This window comes from Idiomarina sp. MD25a, from assembly GCF_001870515.1.
GTDB lineage: Bacteria > Pseudomonadota > Gammaproteobacteria > Enterobacterales > Alteromonadaceae > Idiomarina.
This window is the reverse complement of sequence record NZ_MDGT01000005.1, coordinates 303,525-320,234: the sequence shown is the minus strand read 5'-3', so window position 1 is coordinate 320,234 and position 16,710 is coordinate 303,525. Positions and strand designations below refer to the sequence as shown.

At 46.7% G+C, this 16,710-nt stretch carries 16 protein-coding genes and 2 rRNA genes; 13 read left to right on the top strand and 5 right to left on the bottom strand.

The genetic code is table 11. The features are described from left to right. The 8 genes from BFR57_RS12325 to BFR57_RS12290 all read left to right on the top strand — a co-directional run. Positions 1-97: ribosomal RNA gene (locus BFR57_RS12325) — 23S ribosomal RNA — on the top strand; the annotation flags it as partial. A 103-nt stretch (positions 98-200) separates the two neighbouring features. Beyond that, positions 201-316: ribosomal RNA gene (gene rrf / locus BFR57_RS12320) — 5S ribosomal RNA — on the top strand. 422 nt (positions 317-738) lie between these two features. Continuing rightward, positions 739-3,150 (top strand): TonB-dependent receptor, encoded by a 2,412-nt coding sequence (locus BFR57_RS12315; protein WP_071464273.1) that lies wholly within the window; start codon positions 739-741, stop codon positions 3,148-3,150. A 170-nt stretch (positions 3,151-3,320) separates the two neighbouring features. Then, positions 3,321-3,644: a hypothetical protein gene (locus tag BFR57_RS12310; RefSeq protein WP_071464272.1), complete on the top strand. Its 324-nt coding sequence runs from the start codon at positions 3,321-3,323 to the stop codon at positions 3,642-3,644. 35 nt (positions 3,645-3,679) lie between these two features. Further along, the gene (locus BFR57_RS12305; RefSeq protein ID WP_071464271.1) at positions 3,680-4,099 is read left to right on the top strand and encodes a copper chaperone PCu(A)C; all 420 of its coding nucleotides are present in this window, start codon (positions 3,680-3,682) and stop codon (positions 4,097-4,099) included. 6 nt (positions 4,100-4,105) lie between these two features. Then, positions 4,106-5,107 carry a DUF2333 family protein gene (locus BFR57_RS12300; protein ID WP_071464270.1) on the top strand — a complete coding sequence of 334 codons (1,002 nt, stop codon included), beginning with the start codon at positions 4,106-4,108 and terminating at the stop codon, positions 5,105-5,107. 22 nt (positions 5,108-5,129) lie between these two features. Further along, a complete protein-coding gene (locus BFR57_RS12295) occupies positions 5,130-5,840 on the top strand; it encodes a TIGR04219 family outer membrane beta-barrel protein (RefSeq protein ID WP_071464269.1) in 711 nt (236 codons plus the stop codon). Between the two features lie 79 nt (positions 5,841-5,919). Further along, positions 5,920-8,136 (top strand): EAL domain-containing protein, encoded by a 2,217-nt coding sequence (locus BFR57_RS12290; protein ID WP_071464268.1) that lies wholly within the window; start codon positions 5,920-5,922, stop codon positions 8,134-8,136. A 5-nt stretch (positions 8,137-8,141) separates the two neighbouring features. Here the strand turns inward: BFR57_RS12290 and BFR57_RS12285 are convergent, their stop codons facing one another. The 5 genes from BFR57_RS12285 to BFR57_RS12265 all read right to left on the bottom strand — a co-directional run bounded on the left by BFR57_RS12285 (position 8,142) and on the right by BFR57_RS12265 (position 12,171). Then, the gene (locus BFR57_RS12285; protein ID WP_071464267.1) at positions 8,142-8,630 is read right to left on the bottom strand and encodes a DUF3299 domain-containing protein; all 489 of its coding nucleotides are present in this window, start codon (positions 8,628-8,630) and stop codon (positions 8,142-8,144) included. Beyond that, the gene (locus BFR57_RS12280; protein ID WP_071464266.1) at positions 8,627-9,886 is read right to left on the bottom strand and encodes an ABC transporter permease; all 1,260 of its coding nucleotides are present in this window, start codon (positions 9,884-9,886) and stop codon (positions 8,627-8,629) included. The genes BFR57_RS12285 and BFR57_RS12280 overlap by 4 nt, the downstream gene beginning before the upstream one ends. Then, positions 9,879-10,586 carry an ABC transporter ATP-binding protein gene (locus BFR57_RS12275; protein ID WP_071464265.1) on the bottom strand — a complete coding sequence of 236 codons (708 nt, stop codon included), beginning with the start codon at positions 10,584-10,586 and terminating at the stop codon, positions 9,879-9,881. The genes BFR57_RS12280 and BFR57_RS12275 overlap by 8 nt, the downstream gene beginning before the upstream one ends. A 2-nt stretch (positions 10,587-10,588) precedes the next feature. Next, positions 10,589-11,116: an inorganic diphosphatase gene (gene ppa, locus BFR57_RS12270; RefSeq protein WP_071464264.1), complete on the bottom strand. Its 528-nt coding sequence runs from the start codon at positions 11,114-11,116 to the stop codon at positions 10,589-10,591. An 80-nt stretch (positions 11,117-11,196) separates the two neighbouring features. Further along, the gene (locus BFR57_RS12265; RefSeq protein ID WP_071464263.1) at positions 11,197-12,171 is read right to left on the bottom strand and encodes a class 1 fructose-bisphosphatase; all 975 of its coding nucleotides are present in this window, start codon (positions 12,169-12,171) and stop codon (positions 11,197-11,199) included. 129 nt (positions 12,172-12,300) lie between these two features. Here BFR57_RS12265 and mpl point away from each other — a divergent pair, with 129 nt between their 5' ends. From mpl to BFR57_RS12240, 5 genes are read left to right on the top strand one after another with little or no spacing between them, the layout of a single operon-like run. Continuing rightward, positions 12,301-13,632 (top strand): UDP-N-acetylmuramate:L-alanyl-gamma-D-glutamyl-meso-diaminopimelate ligase, encoded by a 1,332-nt coding sequence (gene mpl / locus BFR57_RS12260; protein WP_083405143.1) that lies wholly within the window; start codon positions 12,301-12,303, stop codon positions 13,630-13,632. Between the two features lie 21 nt (positions 13,633-13,653). Further along, on the top strand, positions 13,654-14,289 hold the full coding sequence (locus BFR57_RS12255) for a flavin prenyltransferase UbiX (protein WP_071464261.1): 636 nt from the start codon (positions 13,654-13,656) through the stop codon (positions 14,287-14,289). Between the two features lie 9 nt (positions 14,290-14,298). Next, positions 14,299-15,234 (top strand): ABC transporter ATP-binding protein, encoded by a 936-nt coding sequence (locus BFR57_RS12250; RefSeq protein ID WP_071464260.1) that lies wholly within the window; start codon positions 14,299-14,301, stop codon positions 15,232-15,234. After that, positions 15,231-16,007, top strand: a complete 777-nt coding sequence (locus BFR57_RS12245; protein WP_006954316.1) for an ABC transporter permease — start codon at positions 15,231-15,233, stop codon at positions 16,005-16,007. The genes BFR57_RS12250 and BFR57_RS12245 overlap by 4 nt, the downstream gene beginning before the upstream one ends. After that, entirely contained in the window at positions 16,004-16,708 is a 705-nt protein-coding gene (locus BFR57_RS12240; protein WP_071464259.1) for a tRNA (guanosine(46)-N(7))-methyltransferase TrmB, read from the top strand. Before BFR57_RS12245 ends, BFR57_RS12240 begins: the two co-directional genes overlap by 4 nt. Positions 16,709-16,710 lie beyond the last annotated feature (2 nt).

Genomic DNA, 16,710 nt, shown 5'->3' with positions numbered 1-16,710 from the left:
GAAGGGTCGTTGCAGACGACGACGTTGATAGGCGGGGTGTGGAAGCGTTGTAAGGCGTTGAGCTAACCCGTACTAATGGCCCGTGAGACTTAACCATACAACACCCAAGGTGTTTGCTTGTTGAGCACGTAAGACGCTTTATCGAATTGAATAAGAGAGTGGCGATACAATCAGCCGAATCCATGTTGTGACAGTTTATGTCTGGCGGCCATAGCGGTATGGCACCACCTGGCTCCATTCCGAACCCAGAAGTGAAACATACCAGCGCCGATGGTAGTGTGGGGTCTCCCCATGTGAGAGTAGGACACCGCCAGACTTCAAATAAACAATCCCTCGTGCGCAAGCACGGGGGATTTTTTTATGCCTGCTCGCCAGACGTACGTCGCCTCCGCAACACGTACGTCGCGCATCCTGCGCGACAATCCACACCGCCCCGTGCGCAGAATGCGCACGCTACGGTCGCGATGGTATGACTACACCCTGTACGTCGCGCATTGTGCGCGACAATCCATATCGCCCCGTGCGCAGAATGCGCACGCTACGACCGCATGATGGTATGACCGCACCCTGTACGTCGCGCATCCTGCGCGACAATCCACACCGCCCCGTGCGCAGAATGCGCACGCTACCTATAATTTTTGTTTATATATAATCGTAAACTGCATTATCTGCGTACTCCTAACTACTGGTATATTGCCTAACATAATTTGTTTGTGTTACGGCCCATGGAGAGCAGTAATGAAAAAATATAATGCAATTGCGATGGCTGTTGTTACAGCCACATCGATCAGTTCCCTACCCACGTTTGCCCAGCAACAAGATCAAGCCGAGGCGGACGTCGAAGAAGTGATTCAGGTTGTTGGGTCACGGCTATCTTATCGCACGGCAACAGACGGTGCCGCGCCGGTCGACATCATTTCAGCAGATGACTTAGCAGCTACGGGCATTACAGAAACAGCAAAAGCGCTGCAGTATGCCGTGCCAAGCTTTAACTTTCCGTCGTCCTCAGTGACAGACGGAACAGATGCTGTGCGTCCTGCCTCGTTACGCGGGCTTTCTCCTGACCATACGTTGGTGTTGGTGAACGGAAAACGTCGTCATAAATCTGCTTTAGTGCATTTAAGTGGTACAACCGGGCGTGGTAGCTCTAATGTCGACTTAAACGCGATACCTATTTCAGCGATTAAGCGCATTGAAGTGCTACGTGACGGTGCCGCAGCACTTTACGGCTCGGATGCGATTGCTGGAGTTATCAATATCGTGCTGAAGGACAACGATTCGGGCGGTACAGCCAATGCACAAGTTGGTCAAACTTATGAAGGTGACGGTGAGCAATACAAACTATCTGCTAGTGGTGGATTTAAAGTAGGTGATACGGGCTCACTTACACTATCCGGTGAATTTCATCATAAAAACCGTACAAATCGTGCAGGCCCGGACCCGCGTCAGCAGTACCCCGAATTACCTAATGGCGACCCAGATCCGCGTGAAGATACCTTTGATCGCTATAGCTTTCATGTAGGTGATGCAGAGTACGAAAACGCAGCGTTGTTCGCAAATTACGAGCAGGAAGTGGTTGAAGGCGGCACTTTATATGCTTTCGCAGGAGTAAGTGATCGCTCATCGGAATCAGGGGCATTTTATCGTCGTGCTTTGCAGTCGAATACACTTACAGAAATCTATCCTGATGGCTTTTTACCGATTCTCGCGCCTGATGTGAAAGACTATTCTGCTTACGTAGGCTATGAGTGGCTATTAAATGAGTGGACCATTGATGTAAGCGCAGGTCACGGTATGAGCGAGTTTCAATATAACGTGAAAAACTCGCTTAATGCTTCCTTAGGGCCGAATGTTACACCGACTTCGTTTGAAGCGGGCACCTTAGAAAATAAGGAAACAAACGTTACTATCGATGCCCAACGTTTCATTCCGTTTTTAAATAACTCTGATCTCTCGATTGCCACAGGTATCAGTTATCGCGAGAATAGCTATGAGATTACGGCAGGAGAAGAAGCATCATACATCGATGGTGGTTACCAGGATCGTCCATCAGGCAGTCAGGGCTTTAGTGGTTTTACGCCCGAGTCTGAGGTTGACCAAAGCCGAGATAATATTGGTGTGTATTTAGAAGCGGAAAATCAGCTTACTACAGACTTCATGTGGGGCGCTGCGGTACGTTACGAAGATTACTCCGATTTTGGCGACAACACGAGTTGGAAGGTCTCCGGTCGCTACGACATTACTGACCGGTTCGCGGTACGTGGTGCAGTCAACACGGGCTTTAGGGCGCCGAGTGTTCAGCAACTTTATTTCACCAATGTATCAACCTTATTCGTTGATCGTGGTGACGGTTTGGTGCCCGAACAGTCGGGTACCTTTAATAACTTAAGTGATGTAGCCAACGCCCTCAATATTGGTCGTTTAGAACCTGAAGAATCGCAGAGCTACAGCCTTGGATTGGTGTGGAATGGTTACGATGGACTTGCGGTAACACTCGATGCCTATCAGATCGCAATCGATGACCGCATCATATTGTCGGGCGATGTATCGCCAATGGACTCCCCCGCCGTTGCGGATGCGCTTGCACAAACAAATGCCGATAACGCTCGGTTCTTTGTTAACGCTGTGGATACAACGACCCAGGGGATTGATTTAGTCGTTAGTAAAGATTACGACCTCGACAGCTATGGCTCGTTAAAAGCACAACTCGCTTATGGGTACAACGATACAGAGATCGATTCTGTTAACCTACCGCCGTTACTTGATGGACTGGAGCAAGTTCTGTTTGATGAAGATGAACGCGTGAGAATGACAGAGTCGGTACCTTCAAGCAGCGCGTCGTTGGGACTCACTCATGAAATGGGCCGATGGACGAGTAATGTACAATTTAGTTACTTTGGTACCTATAGTATCAATTACTCAAGTGGTAAAGAGACGTACGGACCGAATTGGATTACTGATATCACAGTGAGTTACGCATTAAACGATCAGTTTGACATCACGGTTGGAGCGCAAAACTTGTTTAATGAATATCCCGATGAACGTGGTGAAGGTAATCAATTTAATGGCATCTTCAAATATCCGCTCACTAACTCGCCGATAGGCTTTAATGGCGGTTATGTTTACACGGAAGTTGAGTATCGCTTTTAATTAAATTGAGTTAGTCAAAACCGCCACTATGTGGCGGTTTTTTTATTTTATCTGCGTAGAAATGCCTCAATCACATATCGTTACTGTATAAAAATCAATTAAAACAAATAGTTATAAATTGGCACGGAGATTGAATTAAAAAAGTAGCGTAAATACAAGAGGAGGGCATTATGTCCACATATAAACGTAGTTCCGGTAAAGGTTGGTTAATCGCGTTACTTGTTATAGGCGCGCTATTTTTTGCCCCAGAAATACTTTCAGGCTTAGGTTTTGCAGTAGGGTCAGTACTCGAGTTTACTATCAGTCTGCTGATCGGATTTGCCGTAGTCGGGTTAGTGTTTTTTGTCGTGATGACGGTGTTTGGTAGCGTGTTGCTCGGTTTAGCTGCAGGATTCATTGCATTAATATTTACCGGCATCGGTATGTTTTGGCCACTCATTGTTTGTTTGCTGATCTTATACTTTGTGTTTCGGGATCGACGCAAAACGGTGTAACATCACTTCAATGACAAAAAATTGAGGTGAAACCAATGTTAAAGTTATTAGTGGGTCTTGCGCTAATGGTATCAACGAGTGCCATGGCGCAAGATACTTTGAGTATTTCTGATGCGCGAGCAAAAGCGTCCATTCCGGGCTCTCAAAACGGCGTTGCATTTGCTACGCTAGAGAATCTTTCATCCACACCAATTACCATCCATCATGTCACTTCAGATATAAGCAAAATGACTCAGATTCATACGCATGAAATGCGTGATGGTATGATGTCGATGAAACACGTACCTGAATTAACGATTGCTCCGAGTGAACAGGTTGTGTTCCAAAGTGGTGGTTATCACTTCATGCTAATGGATCTGAAAAAGCCTTTGGTGGAAGGACAAACTTTTAACCTCACTATTTCGTACGATAATAATCAGACGCAAACAATTTCAATTCCGGTCGAGGGTCGATAGCAGACTATGCGAATAGGTCAATTTAAGCTGAGTATTAAATGGTTACTCATTTCATTAGTATCTCTAGTGCTTATCTTATGGGTTATTGCCTGGTGGTTCTCTGAAGAACCCGACACGTTCAGCGTTAAGCAGCGCGTTCAGGCACAAGCAGAGCAATTAAATTTAGAGCCAGTCAATGGCTTCGCGACTTCAACTGCGGCTATCGAAGTGTTGGATACCTTGCTAAATAAGCGTGGTGGCTACATGAGCAATGATATCCTACCGCCCTTCGTGTGGGTTGATGATATTCCGGCATGGGAATACGGCGTTGTACAAATGACGCGTGATCTCATGTTGGTGATGCGTAACGAGTACAGCCGTTCTCAGTCCCAGTCTGCCGAAAATAGCTTCCTAGTAGTGGCGCAGCCGGCGATGAATATTGATCACGAAAGCTGGTTTGCGCCATCACCAGAAAGCGAGTTTAACGAGGTTATTAAACAATTAAAGCAATACCGGCTTGCACTTGCTGACCCCAATGATCATTCCGCACAATTTTACTCCAGAGCGGATAACTTGAGAGCGTGGGTAGCCGAGGTAGAGAAACGTTTGGGTTCTTTATCGCGTCGCTTAAGTGCGAGTGTGGCACGAGTTGAGCCTGATATCACTCTAGCCGGTAATGCGAAAGCTCGACAGTCCACGCCAACCCCGCGAATTGTGCGAGAGCAAACCAGTTGGTGGGAAATTGACGATGTATTTTATGAGGCGCGAGGCGCTTCTTGGGCATTACTGCATTATTTGAAAGCCGTCGAAATCGATTTTAAAGATATTCTGGAAGATAAAAATGCGTTAATTAGCTTGCAACAGATTATTAGTGAATTAGAGTCAACGCAGAAGACACTCTGGAGCCCTATGGTGCTCAATGGTTCTGGTTTTGGTCTGATGGCAAACCATTCATTAGTAATGGCTAATTATATTTCTCGTGCTAATGCTGCGCTCATTGAATTACGCAGCTTATTAGCACAAGGCTAAGCAACGTACAGAAGGTTTAACTATGAAGCATATTGCGAAGATATTACCACTCGCCGGTTTGGCGCTCGCTCCAATGGCAGCCAATGCCGACACCATATTTGGTATTTTTGCAGGTGGGCAATATTGGAACGGTAATGCCGATGGCTCAATTTCGGCGTTCGAACCACAGGTTCAGCTGGGCAATTACGATGATCAAAGCGAAACATTTTCAAGTTACTATGTGGCACTTGAGCATCCAGTGCCTTTAATTCCTAACTTTAAAGCGCGTTGGAATGATATGACTGTTGATGGTGAGGGAATCAATCCCGAGAGCGACTTCAGCCATGTCGATTATATTTTGTATTATGAAATTTTTGATAATGATATCGTCTCTATTGATTTAGGGGTCAACGCGAAGCGGTTTGATGGTAATAGCAGCTATATCGTCGCGGGTTCTACCGTTACGCCTGTCGAATTCTCGGGCACTGTACCAATGGCGTATGCAGCCACTAAGATCGGACTGCCTTTTACTTCTTGGTGGATTAATGCCGAAGCGAGTGCCGTCAGCTTTGATGACAGTGACATCCGCGATATCAGTGCGTCGGTCGAGTATCAGTTTCTTGATAACGCTGCGATAGATGCTAGTGTCAGCCTCGGGTATCGTGATATGGAAATTAAGCTAGATGATATCGATGACACCTATAGCGATGTGCGTTTCTCGGGTCCTTATTTGTCAGTAGACGTTCATTTCTGATGAACAACTCATAAATACTTGCAGTTGAAGTTCGATATGGCTAGATTGTTATATCGAGATTAACAATTTGCAGGCAAGAATGAGCAGTAATAATGAAGAGCCTCTGTTTCTTATCGATGACGATGATGAAGCTAGGGCAGTCACCGCGTTAGAAAGTTGGAAAATTTTGATCGTTGACGACGATCAGGAAATTCATGCCGTAACAAAAATGGCGCTATCTGACGTAATTATTGCCGATAAATCACTTGAGTTTATTCATGCCTACAGTGGTGAGCAAGCCATGGATGTGCTTGCTAACCAAAATGATATCGCGATGGTTCTATTGGATGTTGTCATGGAATCTGACGACGCCGGATTAAAAGTAGCACGTGCCATTAGAAGCGATTTACGAAATGACGAAATTAGAATCGTGTTACGTACCGGTCAGCCAGGTTATGCGCCTGAAGAGAGTGTCATTAAAGATTACGACATCAATGACTACAAGACCAAAACCGAGTTAACTCGTAGTCGATTGCTGACAACGGTTTACGCTGCCATACGCTCCTACCAACAGCTCCGTACTATCAACGAAAATCGCCGTGGTTTGCGTAAAATCATACACTCGGCTTCCAACTTGATGGAAAAGCATTCTATCGTTAACTTTTCTGAGGGTGTAGTTACCCAACTCGCGTCATTATTAGGTTTGAGCGCCGAAGGTATTGTCGGTGCGCGCGCACCTCACAAGGATAACGAGATACTGGTATTGGGTGCGGCGGGACACTTTGCTGGTAGCATTAACCGTTCCCTGACAAGTTTAAATTCTAAGTTTATCGAAGACGCGGTGAAACAATGTTTGCGTGAGAAGAGACATATTCAACTGGACGGTGCTTCTGTATTTTTTATTGATGGTCAGATACACCAAGCTGCAGCGTATATTGAAACCTCAGAACTGCTTGAGAACTATGACCAAGAATTACTTGAGGTCTTTCTCGCAAATATCGCGGTCGGCTTTGAAAATGCCAATTTGTTTGAAGAGTTGCGAGCCGCAGCCTATCGTGACCCGTTAACGGGCGTCGCTAACCGTGGCGAATTCTCACGACGCTTAACCGAATTAGCTAAACTAAAAGATGAACGAACGGTCGTTGCAATCATTGATATTGACCACTTTTCTGATGTTAACGATGGCTTGGGGCAAGACGTGGGCAATCTTTTGTTACGCTCAGTGGCGTTGCGACTGAGTGAGCAACTCGGTCAAGACGTGTTTGTCTCACGCATTGCCGCTGATGTCTTTGGTTTAATTGGCCCAGAAGAAATTATTTCACCTCGTAATTTAAATGAGCTGTTCAGACTGCCCTATCGCGCGGGTGAGCATCATATTCCCCTGAGTATTACGTGTGGCTTTACTGCCGCATCCAACAGTGAGCATGAGAGTGGTAAAAGCTTGCTTAAGCAAGCCTATATTGCACTCAAGAATGCCAAGAAGAACTCTTTCGAGCGTCATAATTACTACTTGCCTTACATGGAGCAAGAGACTCAGCGTCGCTTGCATATCGTGCGGCTGCTGCGAGCAGACTTTGCAGAACGACGTCTACAAGTGTGGTATCAACCACAGGTCTGTTTAGCCTCTAAACGCATTATCGGCGTAGAGAGCTTATTGCGTTGGCCACAGCGTGACGGAAGCTTCATATCACCCGGCGAGTTCATTCCTCTTGCGGAATACTCTGGGCTAATCGTTGATATCGGTGCTTGGGTGATCGAGGAAGCCTGTCAGCAGATACGTCAGTTTGATGAGTTGGGCTTGCCAGAGCTTCGTGTCGCGGTTAACGTGTCCGTGCCTCAATTCAGGATGCGCGATTTTCCTGAACTCGTTGAGCAACAACTACAAAATCATAATGTAAGCCCGGATCGGCTCGAGTTGGAAATTACCGAGAGCATTGTGATGGAAGATCCAGATCTTGTTGCTGATATACTCTACCGCTTGAAACGTCAAGGAATTCACGTTGCTATTGATGACTTTGGGGTCGGCTTCTCGTCATTGAGTTATCTTCAGAAACTTCCACTCGATCGTATTAAAATTGACAAGACATTCGTACATAACTCAAATGAAGACAGTGGCCGTATCATTATTGAGACTATTGTGAATATGGCTCATCGACTGGGAATGAGCGTATTGGCAGAAGGAATCGAGCTTGAAGAGCAAGTGAATTACTTTAAACACTTAAAAGTCGCCGAAGCGCAAGGTTTTCATTTTGCTAAGCCGATGCCGGCGGAAAAGTTGGCTGAATTGCTTGCTAAGCAATCCGCCAACATTAACTAAGGCAACTACTGATATACAGTCACACTATCAGCTTTCATTGAATAACCTGTCACCGCAAGGTCGCTGTCTGTGCGTTGAGTTGAGATAGTACCTTCAACCCAAACCGCATCGTAGGTATTTTCGTAAGGTACGCCTTCAGCAAACTTAACGTGAATAATCTGATTTGGAGGCGGTGGTGGCACGTGGATACAGGCACCGAAGTACGGCACTAGAAGAAATTCTGTAACAGCATCTGCGTTGCCTTCCAGTTGTACGACATAGCCGGGGATTTTGACTTTTTTGCCATCTAACGCCTGTACGACAGGTGCATCAAGAAACTTTTGTTCTGCTTCTTCAGGGTTTTGGTCGTAGTACGACTGAGGCTTTACGGGGGGAGGGGTAAAGCCTTCGGGTACTAAGTCTTTCCAACCAATTTTTTCGCTAGCGAACGCCATGTTCTGACTTGCCAGAAACAGCAACGCCGTACTCATCATTACTTTCAAACTATACTTCATATTTTCACCGTTAAACCGTCTGCAAGTGATTGGCGGTATGCTCGCCAAGCAGGTACAAGACTCATTAAGAAGCCTGCAACAACCACAAATAACATTCTCCACCATTCTGCCGTAGTGGGCCACTGCAGAGCAAACAATAAGCCCGTCTGCTGCTGAATAAGGCCGGCAAGGGAAATTTGCAGGACATACAGTAACGCCAGGCCCGAAGCGGTAGCAACGACTGTCAGTAAAACCGCCTCAGTGACTAACAACGTGAAAAGTGTACCCGGGCCCGCACCCACTGCTCGCAACACAGCCATTTCTCGGCTGCGTTCACGTAGACTTGCCAGTAAGATCGTTAGCATGCCGAGTAGGCCAATGATAACTACAATAGCGGAGATACCATTAAGAGCTTGCTCAAACACACGTAATGTCTTCCAAAGTTGTTGCAATGTTTGCCCCGGCATTAATGCAGTCAGTGGCTCACCATCTGCGGTGTTGATGTCGCGCTGCATAAATAACGCCATTTGGCGCGACTTTAAACCCACCAATGCCGCGCTTATAGCGCTGGTCGGGTGATGGTGGTCAGCGTGCTCATCATGACCGGTGTGCCCGTGCGCATGCTCTTCGGCTTCGCCAGCAGTCTCTCCGCTATGAATGTCCTCAAGCGTTTTTAAGTCAACATAAATGGACTGATCAACAGGGGTGCCCGTGCGATTTAAAATGCCGACAACATCAATCGGATGACCACTGTGTTCGCTAAAACTAACACCGCCTGTGCCATGTGCGATAATTAGCTGGTCGCCAACTCTAAAGTCCAACTTTTCTGCAGCATCAGCGCCTAATACGGCTTGCTCAGAATGATTAAACCACTCGCCGTGCTGCAATTTAAGCGGCTGTTGGTTGCCATACTTAAAATGCTGGAAATAACCGGCTGTAGTCGCAACAACCGGCATGCCACTAACGCTATCACCCAAGGAAATGGGTACTGACCATTCGACCTGACGATTTTGGCTAAGCTTCTCATAGCTCTGCCAACTCATGCTATTGTTAAGCGCTCCGATATGAAAAACAGACGCCAGCAACAATTGCACATCACCACTACGTGGACCAACGATTAGATCGGTGCCCGATACGGTATTCGCGAAATTCGCTTGGACTTGTTCTTTTACTCGTTCAACGGCGAGCAATAGTGCGACGCTGACAGCGATTGCAATAACCGTCAGTAACGCACTGGTTTTGCGGTTAGCCAAGCTTTTAATAGCAAGTTTAAGCATGGGACGAACCTCCCACAGCCTGATTAATGTCGCTTAACTCAACATGGCGATTAAAATACTGCCCGAGACTCGCATCATGCGTCACAAACAATACGGTCGTATTATTCTGTTCACTGAGTTCGAGCAACAGTTTTATAAAATCATCTCTACGGTCACTATCGAGCGCAGAAGTTGGTTCGTCTGCGATAAGAAGTTCGGGCGCGCCAAGCAGTGCTCTTGCGGCTGCCACGCGCTGTTGTTGACCCACACTCAAGTTAGACGCCGCTTGTTGCTGCTGCGAGGCACTAAGACCGAGTCGTTGTAAGTATTGCATAGCGAGCCGTTCCGCCGACTGCCCACTTTCAGCTACGCGTTGGCGGCGTTTGGGAGAAAACTGTGTGGCTAGAAGTACGTTATCCAGTGCGCTTAAATAGGGGAGTAGATTAAATTGCTGGAAGATATAACCGATGTGATCGGCACGAAATCTATCGCGTTTACGGCCGCTAAGATCAGATAGGGATTGCTCGAGTAGTTTTACCCTGCCTAGTTGAGCTACGTTGATACCCGCGAGTAACGATAATAACGTTGACTTACCACTACCACTGGGACCGCGTAGTAAAACGGTTTCGCCTGCTTCTACTTGCCACTGCGGAATATCTAGTGTGAGCTGATCGCCTTGCCAGGCAAAGGCAAGACGATCAATTTCAATGGCTAGGGCCATGATTACTTCTGAGCGCGCTTATAAGAGGACTCGATTTCCTCTTTTGCCGCAGCCGCGTCGCCCCAACCTTCGACTTTAACCCATTTGCCTTTTTCGAGCTCTTTATAACGTTCAAAAAAGTGAGTGATTTGTGCACGAAGCAGCTCTGGTAGATCATCGATGTCTTGAACATGATCGTACTCTTTGGTCAGCTTACTGACAGGTACTGCAATGACTTTAGCATCTTCACCTGACTCATCGCTCATTTTAAGCACGCCTACTGGACGGCATTTAATGACTGAGCCCGCTTGCAATGGATAAGGTGTAGGAACAAGCACGTCAACAGGGTCACCGTCGAGCGACAAGGTATGGTTCACAAAACCATAGTTGCATGGGTAGAACATTGGCGTTGCCATGAAACGGTCAACCCATAGAGTGCCAGTGTCTTTGTCGACTTCATATTTAATCGGATCCGCATTGGCAGGGATCTCAATGATTACGTTGACTTCCTCTGGAAGATTTTTACCCGCAGGTACGTTACCTAAGCTCATAATTATTCCTACATCAAAAAGTGATTAACTCGTGAATTATATCGTTTGTCGCTGTCGGAGCAAGGGTTTAAACCACTGCTTTAACCATGTTTCTTATGGTACTCAACACATTCTTGTACTTCATTCGATGAGCCCATTACAACGGCAACCCGTTGATGGATATGTTCAGGCTCAATATCCAAAATAGGCATATAACCGTTACTTGCCGAGCCATTTGCTTTTTCGACAATCATCGCCATAGGCGCCGCTTCATACATTAAGCGCAGCTTGTAAGGCTTTTCTGGGTTGCGAGCATCCCACGGATAAGTGAACAAGCCACCGCGTGTAACTAAACGATGGACATCAGAAACCATCGCGGCGTTCCAACGCATATTAAAATTCTTTTGGCGTGGCCCCTCTTCGCCTAGCAGTAAATGCTCAACATATTCGCGTACCGCAGTGCTCCAGTGACGTTGGTTAGACATATTTATTGCAAATTCTTGCGTGTCTGCTGGGATAGTTGCGGTTTCCTTCGTCAATAAGAACTCGCCCACCGTTTGGTCAAGAGTATACGTACGAACATGGGTGCCTGTCGTCATCACTAACATTGTCGAAGGACCATAAAGAACGTACCCAGCCGCGACTTGGTTACGGCCTTTCTGCAAGAACATGGACTCATCATTGGATGGGTTTTCTGGCTTGGGTAGCACCGAGAAAATCGTACCCACAGTGCCATTGATATCAATGTTGGAGCTGCCATCAAGCGGATCAAAAGCAACTAGGTACTCGCCGGAGTTAGGACTTAATACAATGCTGTCTTCTTCTTCGGAAGCAATGGCATGTACGCGAGGAGACTCAAGTAATAACGTTTTGAGTAGTTGGTTAGCGACTACGTCGAGCTTCTTTTGCGTTTCACCTTGAATATTTTCATCCAGTGTTGAGCCCAATACCCCGGCGAGGGCGCCTTGATGTAACCGAAAAGAGATCTCTTTAGCAGCAATTTGTATGGTATTAAGAACTGAAATCAGTCCTTCAGGTGCATTATCAGCACGGAGCGTTGGAAGCAGGCGTTTCATGTCGTTCCATTCCCTTTTTTTCGTGACAGGTGTATGGCCGCGTATCGTACATTAATTCTACGCAAAAATCCTGTTGATTGTGCGCGTGAGTGATACACTTAGCGTTTTATTTTAGCTCGAAAAATGACTATGCATATTCACATTATTGGCATCTGTGGCACATTTATGGGCGGTATCGCCCGTTTAGCAACCGAACTGGGTCATCAGGTTACAGGCTCTGACCATCAGGTGTATCCACCGATGAGTGACCAATTACGATCGCTGGGGATTGATCTGATAGAGGGTTACAGTGCAGATAACCTGGACAAAGCGGTCGACTTAGTCATCATTGGCAACGCTCTGAGTCGCGGCAACCCTGAAGTTGAGGCGGTACTGAACCAGAAGCTCAGTTATTGCTCAGGAGCCCAGTGGTTGCATGACAATGTTTTGGGTCAGCGTTGGGTGCTTGCTGTTTCTGGAACGCACGGTAAAACCACAACTGCCAGTATGCTTACTTGGATTCTGCAAGCGAATGGCTACCAACCGGGTTTTTTAATTGGTGGCGTACCCGGTAACTTTAATGTGAGTGCAGCACTGGGTGAAAGCGATTTCTTTATTATCGAGGCGGATGAATATGATACCGCCTTTTTTGATAAGCGTTCCAAATTCGTCCACTACGCGCCCAATACCTTGGTAATAAATAATCTTGAATTTGATCATGCTGATATCTTTGACACATTGGCTGATATTCAACGCCAGTTTGCCCATTTGTTACGAATTGTTCCTGGAAACGGACAAGTCATCATTCCCGATCAGGTTGGTGCTATCGAACAGGTCATTCAAAAAGGCTGCTGGAGTGAGGTGGTGCGTGTTGGCAAGGACTGGCAGTACCGCGCAAGTTCAGCGGATGCTTCGTCATTCGTTGTAAGTCGCGACAACAACGAAGTCGTCGTTAAGTTACCACTGGTAGGTACCCATAATATGCAGAATGCTGTGATGGCAATGATCGCGGCTTTCCATGTTGGCGTATTACCGCAACAAGCAGCGGAGGCTTTAGCAACATTTAAAGCCCCCAAACGTCGGTTAGAATTATTGCTCGAACATCGCGGAATAAGCGTGTTTGACGATTTCGCTCATCATCCTACGGCAATCAAAACTACAGTCGAAGCGCTAAAAAGTAGTCAAGCAGGACGGTTGGTAGTATTGCTTGAGCCTCGTTCAAACACGATGAAAAGTGGTGTTCATAAAGATGCGTTGGCAACCGCACTTGCCGATGCGGATAGTATTAATATATTCGCTCCTGAGTCGATCGAGTGGGACATCGCTAGCGCGGTGCCTAAGGCACATGTTTATAGTACGACAGAAGCGATGTTAAAGCAGACTGTTCAGGAATTAGAGCCGGGCGACACGGTTGTTATAATGAGCAATGGTGGATTCGAGGGTATGCAAAAACGCCTAGTTAGCGCGTTGCAAGAAAACTAATCATAGGTTAGATGGTTTATAATGAAAGCTGATGATAATCGCATTACCGTGGCAATAACCGGTGCATCGGGTGCCCCTTATGCTATTCGTTTGATAGAATGTCTTATACGACAGAAGCAACAAATCTATCTGCTTGTATCAAGTGCGGCGCGTGTGGTGATGGCCACTGAGCATCAGGTCAATTTATCCGCTGCGCCGGAAAAAATGCAGCAACAATGGGTCGAACTGCTTGAACAACGCGGTGTTGAGGTTGCGCCAAAGCAACTACAAGTGTTTGGTAAAGAAGAGTGGTTTTCGCCGGTTGCCTCGGGCTCTGCCGCACCCAAGCGGATGATCATTTGTCCCTGTTCAACAAGCACGCTTTCAGCGGTTGCGCTAGGCAGCAGTAATACCTTGATAGAGCGAGCGGCCGATGTGGTTTTAAAGGAGCGCGGCCAACTTATTGTCGTGCTGCGCGAAACGCCGCTTTCGGCAATCCACTTGCGTCATATGCTGCAATTAAGTGAATTGGGGGTCACTGTAATGCCCGCTGCACCGGGTTTTTACCACCAGCCTCAGAGTATCGACGACTTAATCGACTTCATGGTCGCACGGATGCTGGACCACTTAGGTCTCGAGCAATCCTTGATGCAGCGCTGGGGTTATGGAAAGGAGTAAATTTTAGTAATGACTAATGCATTAGAAATTAAAGGGTTGAGAAAGATTTACAAGGGTGGTTTTGAAGCGCTTAAAGGTATCGACCTAACGGTTCAAGAAGGTGATTTTTATGCGTTGCTAGGACCTAATGGCGCTGGCAAATCAACAACGATTGGCGTTATCTCAAGCCTTGTCAATAAGACCGAAGGCAAGGTAACGGTGTTTGGCTATGACCTTGATACACAGCTTGCTGATCTGAAGAGACAGATTGGCCTCGTGCCACAAGAGTTTAACTTTAACCAGTTTGAAACAGTACGTCAGATCGTCGTTAACCAAGCGGGTTATTATGGTGTTCCAAGAAAGTTGGCGCATCAACGTTCAGAGAAATATCTAAAGCAATTGGGATTATGGGACAAACGTGACCAGCCCGCGCGCGCCCTCTCAGGTGGTATGAAGCGTCGTTTGATGATCGCGCGCGCTTTACTGCATGAGCCTAAGTTGCTCATCTTAGATGAGCCGACTGCAGGCGTCGATATTGAGCTACGCCGCTCGATGTGGGATTACCTCACACAAATTAATAAAGAAGGCATCACCATCATTTTAACGACTCACTATTTAGAGGAAGCTGAGATGTTATGTCGTAATATTGGCATTATCGATGCGGGTCGTATTGTGGAGAATACTTCTATCAAGAAGCTGCTTACTCAATTAAGCCGCGAAACCTTTATTCTAGATTTGGCAGAAGGTCATAAAGACATTTCAATAGATGGGTTTGAGAGTCGCTGGAGCGACGATAATACGCTTGAAGTTGATGTGGAGAAAAACGCTGGCTTGAATAAAGTATTTGAGCAGCTTAGCGGGCAAGGCGCGAAGGTCTTATCGATGAGAAATAAGGCCAACCGTCTCGAAGAGTTATTCGTTCATATGGTTGAGAACGGCCGAAAACAAGAGGAGAGCAGTCAATGAGTAACGCATCGGCCAACATCATAGCGCTGAAGACAATTTGGATTAAAGAGTGCACGCGCTTTCTGCGTATTTGGGTGCAAACTTTAGTACCGCCTGCGATTACCATGACACTCTATTTTGTTATTTTCGGTAGCATTGTGGGTGAGCGTATTGGCACCATGAGTGGTGTTACTTATATGGAGTTTATCGTACCTGGGCTCATCATGATGTCAGTGATTACTAACTCCTATTCAAACGTAGCGTCATCGTTTTTTAGTGCGAAGTTTCAGCGCAATATCGAAGAAATGCTGGTATCACCGGTGCCGACCTGGGCTATTATTCTTGGTTATGTCGGTGGTGGCATGGCACGTGCAATGATTGTGGCGGTCATTGTGACATTCGTCTCCTTTATGTTTGTCGATATTAGCATCGCTCACATTGGCTATGTCATTCTGACCGTGGTATTAACCTCAACGCTTTTTGCTTTAGGTGGTTTACTGAATGGTGTGTTCGGTAAGACATTTGACGACATTTCTATCGTACCGACGTTCGTTTTAACACCGCTAACTTATCTCGGTGGTGTGTTTTACTCGGTGTCATTGTTACCCGAGTTCTGGCAAAACGTGTCGATGGCAAACCCTATCTTATACATGGTAAATGGTTTCCGTTATGGCTTTTTAGGTCAGTCAGACGTGGGCATTGCGACCGCAATGTGGGTCTTGATTGCCTTTAACGTAGTGTTTTTCTCCGGTGCCTATTATTTGCTGGAAAAAGGTAAGGGAATTCGTTCGTGAGCCAAGAAGCACGTCCAGTACACTCTAACCAAACAGGTCCACACGAAGATACCCTCAGTGTCGCTCGTCGACACTGGGGGTCGGAGTTTTTAAAGCCCATACAGGCGCATAACCAAGCGGCATTTGATGCGGTAAATGAGCGTGTGCAATCATGGCAGGGGCCGATTATTTTAGACTCCTGTTGTGGGGTGGGTGAGAGTACCGCTAAGTTGGCAGAACAACACCCTGACGCATTAGTCGTTGGTGTTGATAAGTCGAGTCATCGACTAGACAAGCATGACTTTTACGAAGCCTCGTCGCGAGGACAGCGCTATTATCTGGTGAGAGCAGACTTACTCGATTTCTGGCGCTTGGTTGCCGCGGCTAAGTGGCCCGTTGAGTTACATACAATTTTATACCCGAATCCATGGCCAAAGCAGGCGCATTTATCTCGACGCTGGCATGGCTCACCTGTGTGGCCGGCGGTGGTGAAAATAGGTGGTCAGTTACAGATGCGTTCTAATTGGAGTATCTACTTGCTCGAAGTGGCACAAGCGTTAAGTCTCAATCAGGTGGATGCTTCGGTGGGTTACCTGGCGATGAATCCTGAGCAGGCAATGACACCTTTTGAGCGTAAATATTTAGCCAGTGGACAGGCACTATGGCGGTTAACCGCTGATTTAACGACTGCAGTTATCGCAGTTGATAATGTGGACAGGTAAGC

Bases quoted from the DNA above. Each gene is read 5' to 3' on its own strand.
- BFR57_RS12305 (WP_071464271.1), top strand. From the start codon at position 3,680: ATGTTAAAGTTATTAGTGGGTCTTGCGCTAATGGTATCAACGAGTGCC.
- mpl (WP_083405143.1), top strand. From the start codon at position 12,301: ATGCATATTCACATTATTGGCATCTGTGGCACATTTATGGGCGGTATC.
- BFR57_RS12245 (WP_006954316.1), top strand. From the start codon at position 15,231: ATGAGTAACGCATCGGCCAACATCATAGCGCTGAAGACAATTTGGATT.
- BFR57_RS12290 (WP_071464268.1), top strand. From the start codon at position 5,920: ATGAGCAGTAATAATGAAGAGCCTCTGTTTCTTATCGATGACGATGAT.
- BFR57_RS12285 (WP_071464267.1), bottom strand. From the start codon at position 8,630: ATGAAGTATAGTTTGAAAGTAATGATGAGTACGGCGTTGCTGTTTCTG.
- BFR57_RS12310 (WP_071464272.1), top strand. From the start codon at position 3,321: ATGTCCACATATAAACGTAGTTCCGGTAAAGGTTGGTTAATCGCGTTA.
- BFR57_RS12280 (WP_071464266.1), bottom strand. From the start codon at position 9,886: ATGCTTAAACTTGCTATTAAAAGCTTGGCTAACCGCAAAACCAGTGCG.
- BFR57_RS12315 (WP_071464273.1), top strand. From the start codon at position 739: ATGAAAAAATATAATGCAATTGCGATGGCTGTTGTTACAGCCACATCG.
- BFR57_RS12265 (WP_071464263.1), bottom strand. From the start codon at position 12,171: ATGAAACGCCTGCTTCCAACGCTCCGTGCTGATAATGCACCTGAAGGA.
- BFR57_RS12300 (WP_071464270.1), top strand. From the start codon at position 4,106: ATGCGAATAGGTCAATTTAAGCTGAGTATTAAATGGTTACTCATTTCA.
- BFR57_RS12255 (WP_071464261.1), top strand. From the start codon at position 13,654: ATGAAAGCTGATGATAATCGCATTACCGTGGCAATAACCGGTGCATCG.
- ppa (WP_071464264.1), bottom strand. From the start codon at position 11,116: ATGAGCTTAGGTAACGTACCTGCGGGTAAAAATCTTCCAGAGGAAGTC.
- BFR57_RS12295 (WP_071464269.1), top strand. From the start codon at position 5,130: ATGAAGCATATTGCGAAGATATTACCACTCGCCGGTTTGGCGCTCGCT.
- BFR57_RS12275 (WP_071464265.1), bottom strand. From the start codon at position 10,586: ATGGCCCTAGCCATTGAAATTGATCGTCTTGCCTTTGCCTGGCAAGGC.
- BFR57_RS12250 (WP_071464260.1), top strand. From the start codon at position 14,299: ATGACTAATGCATTAGAAATTAAAGGGTTGAGAAAGATTTACAAGGGT.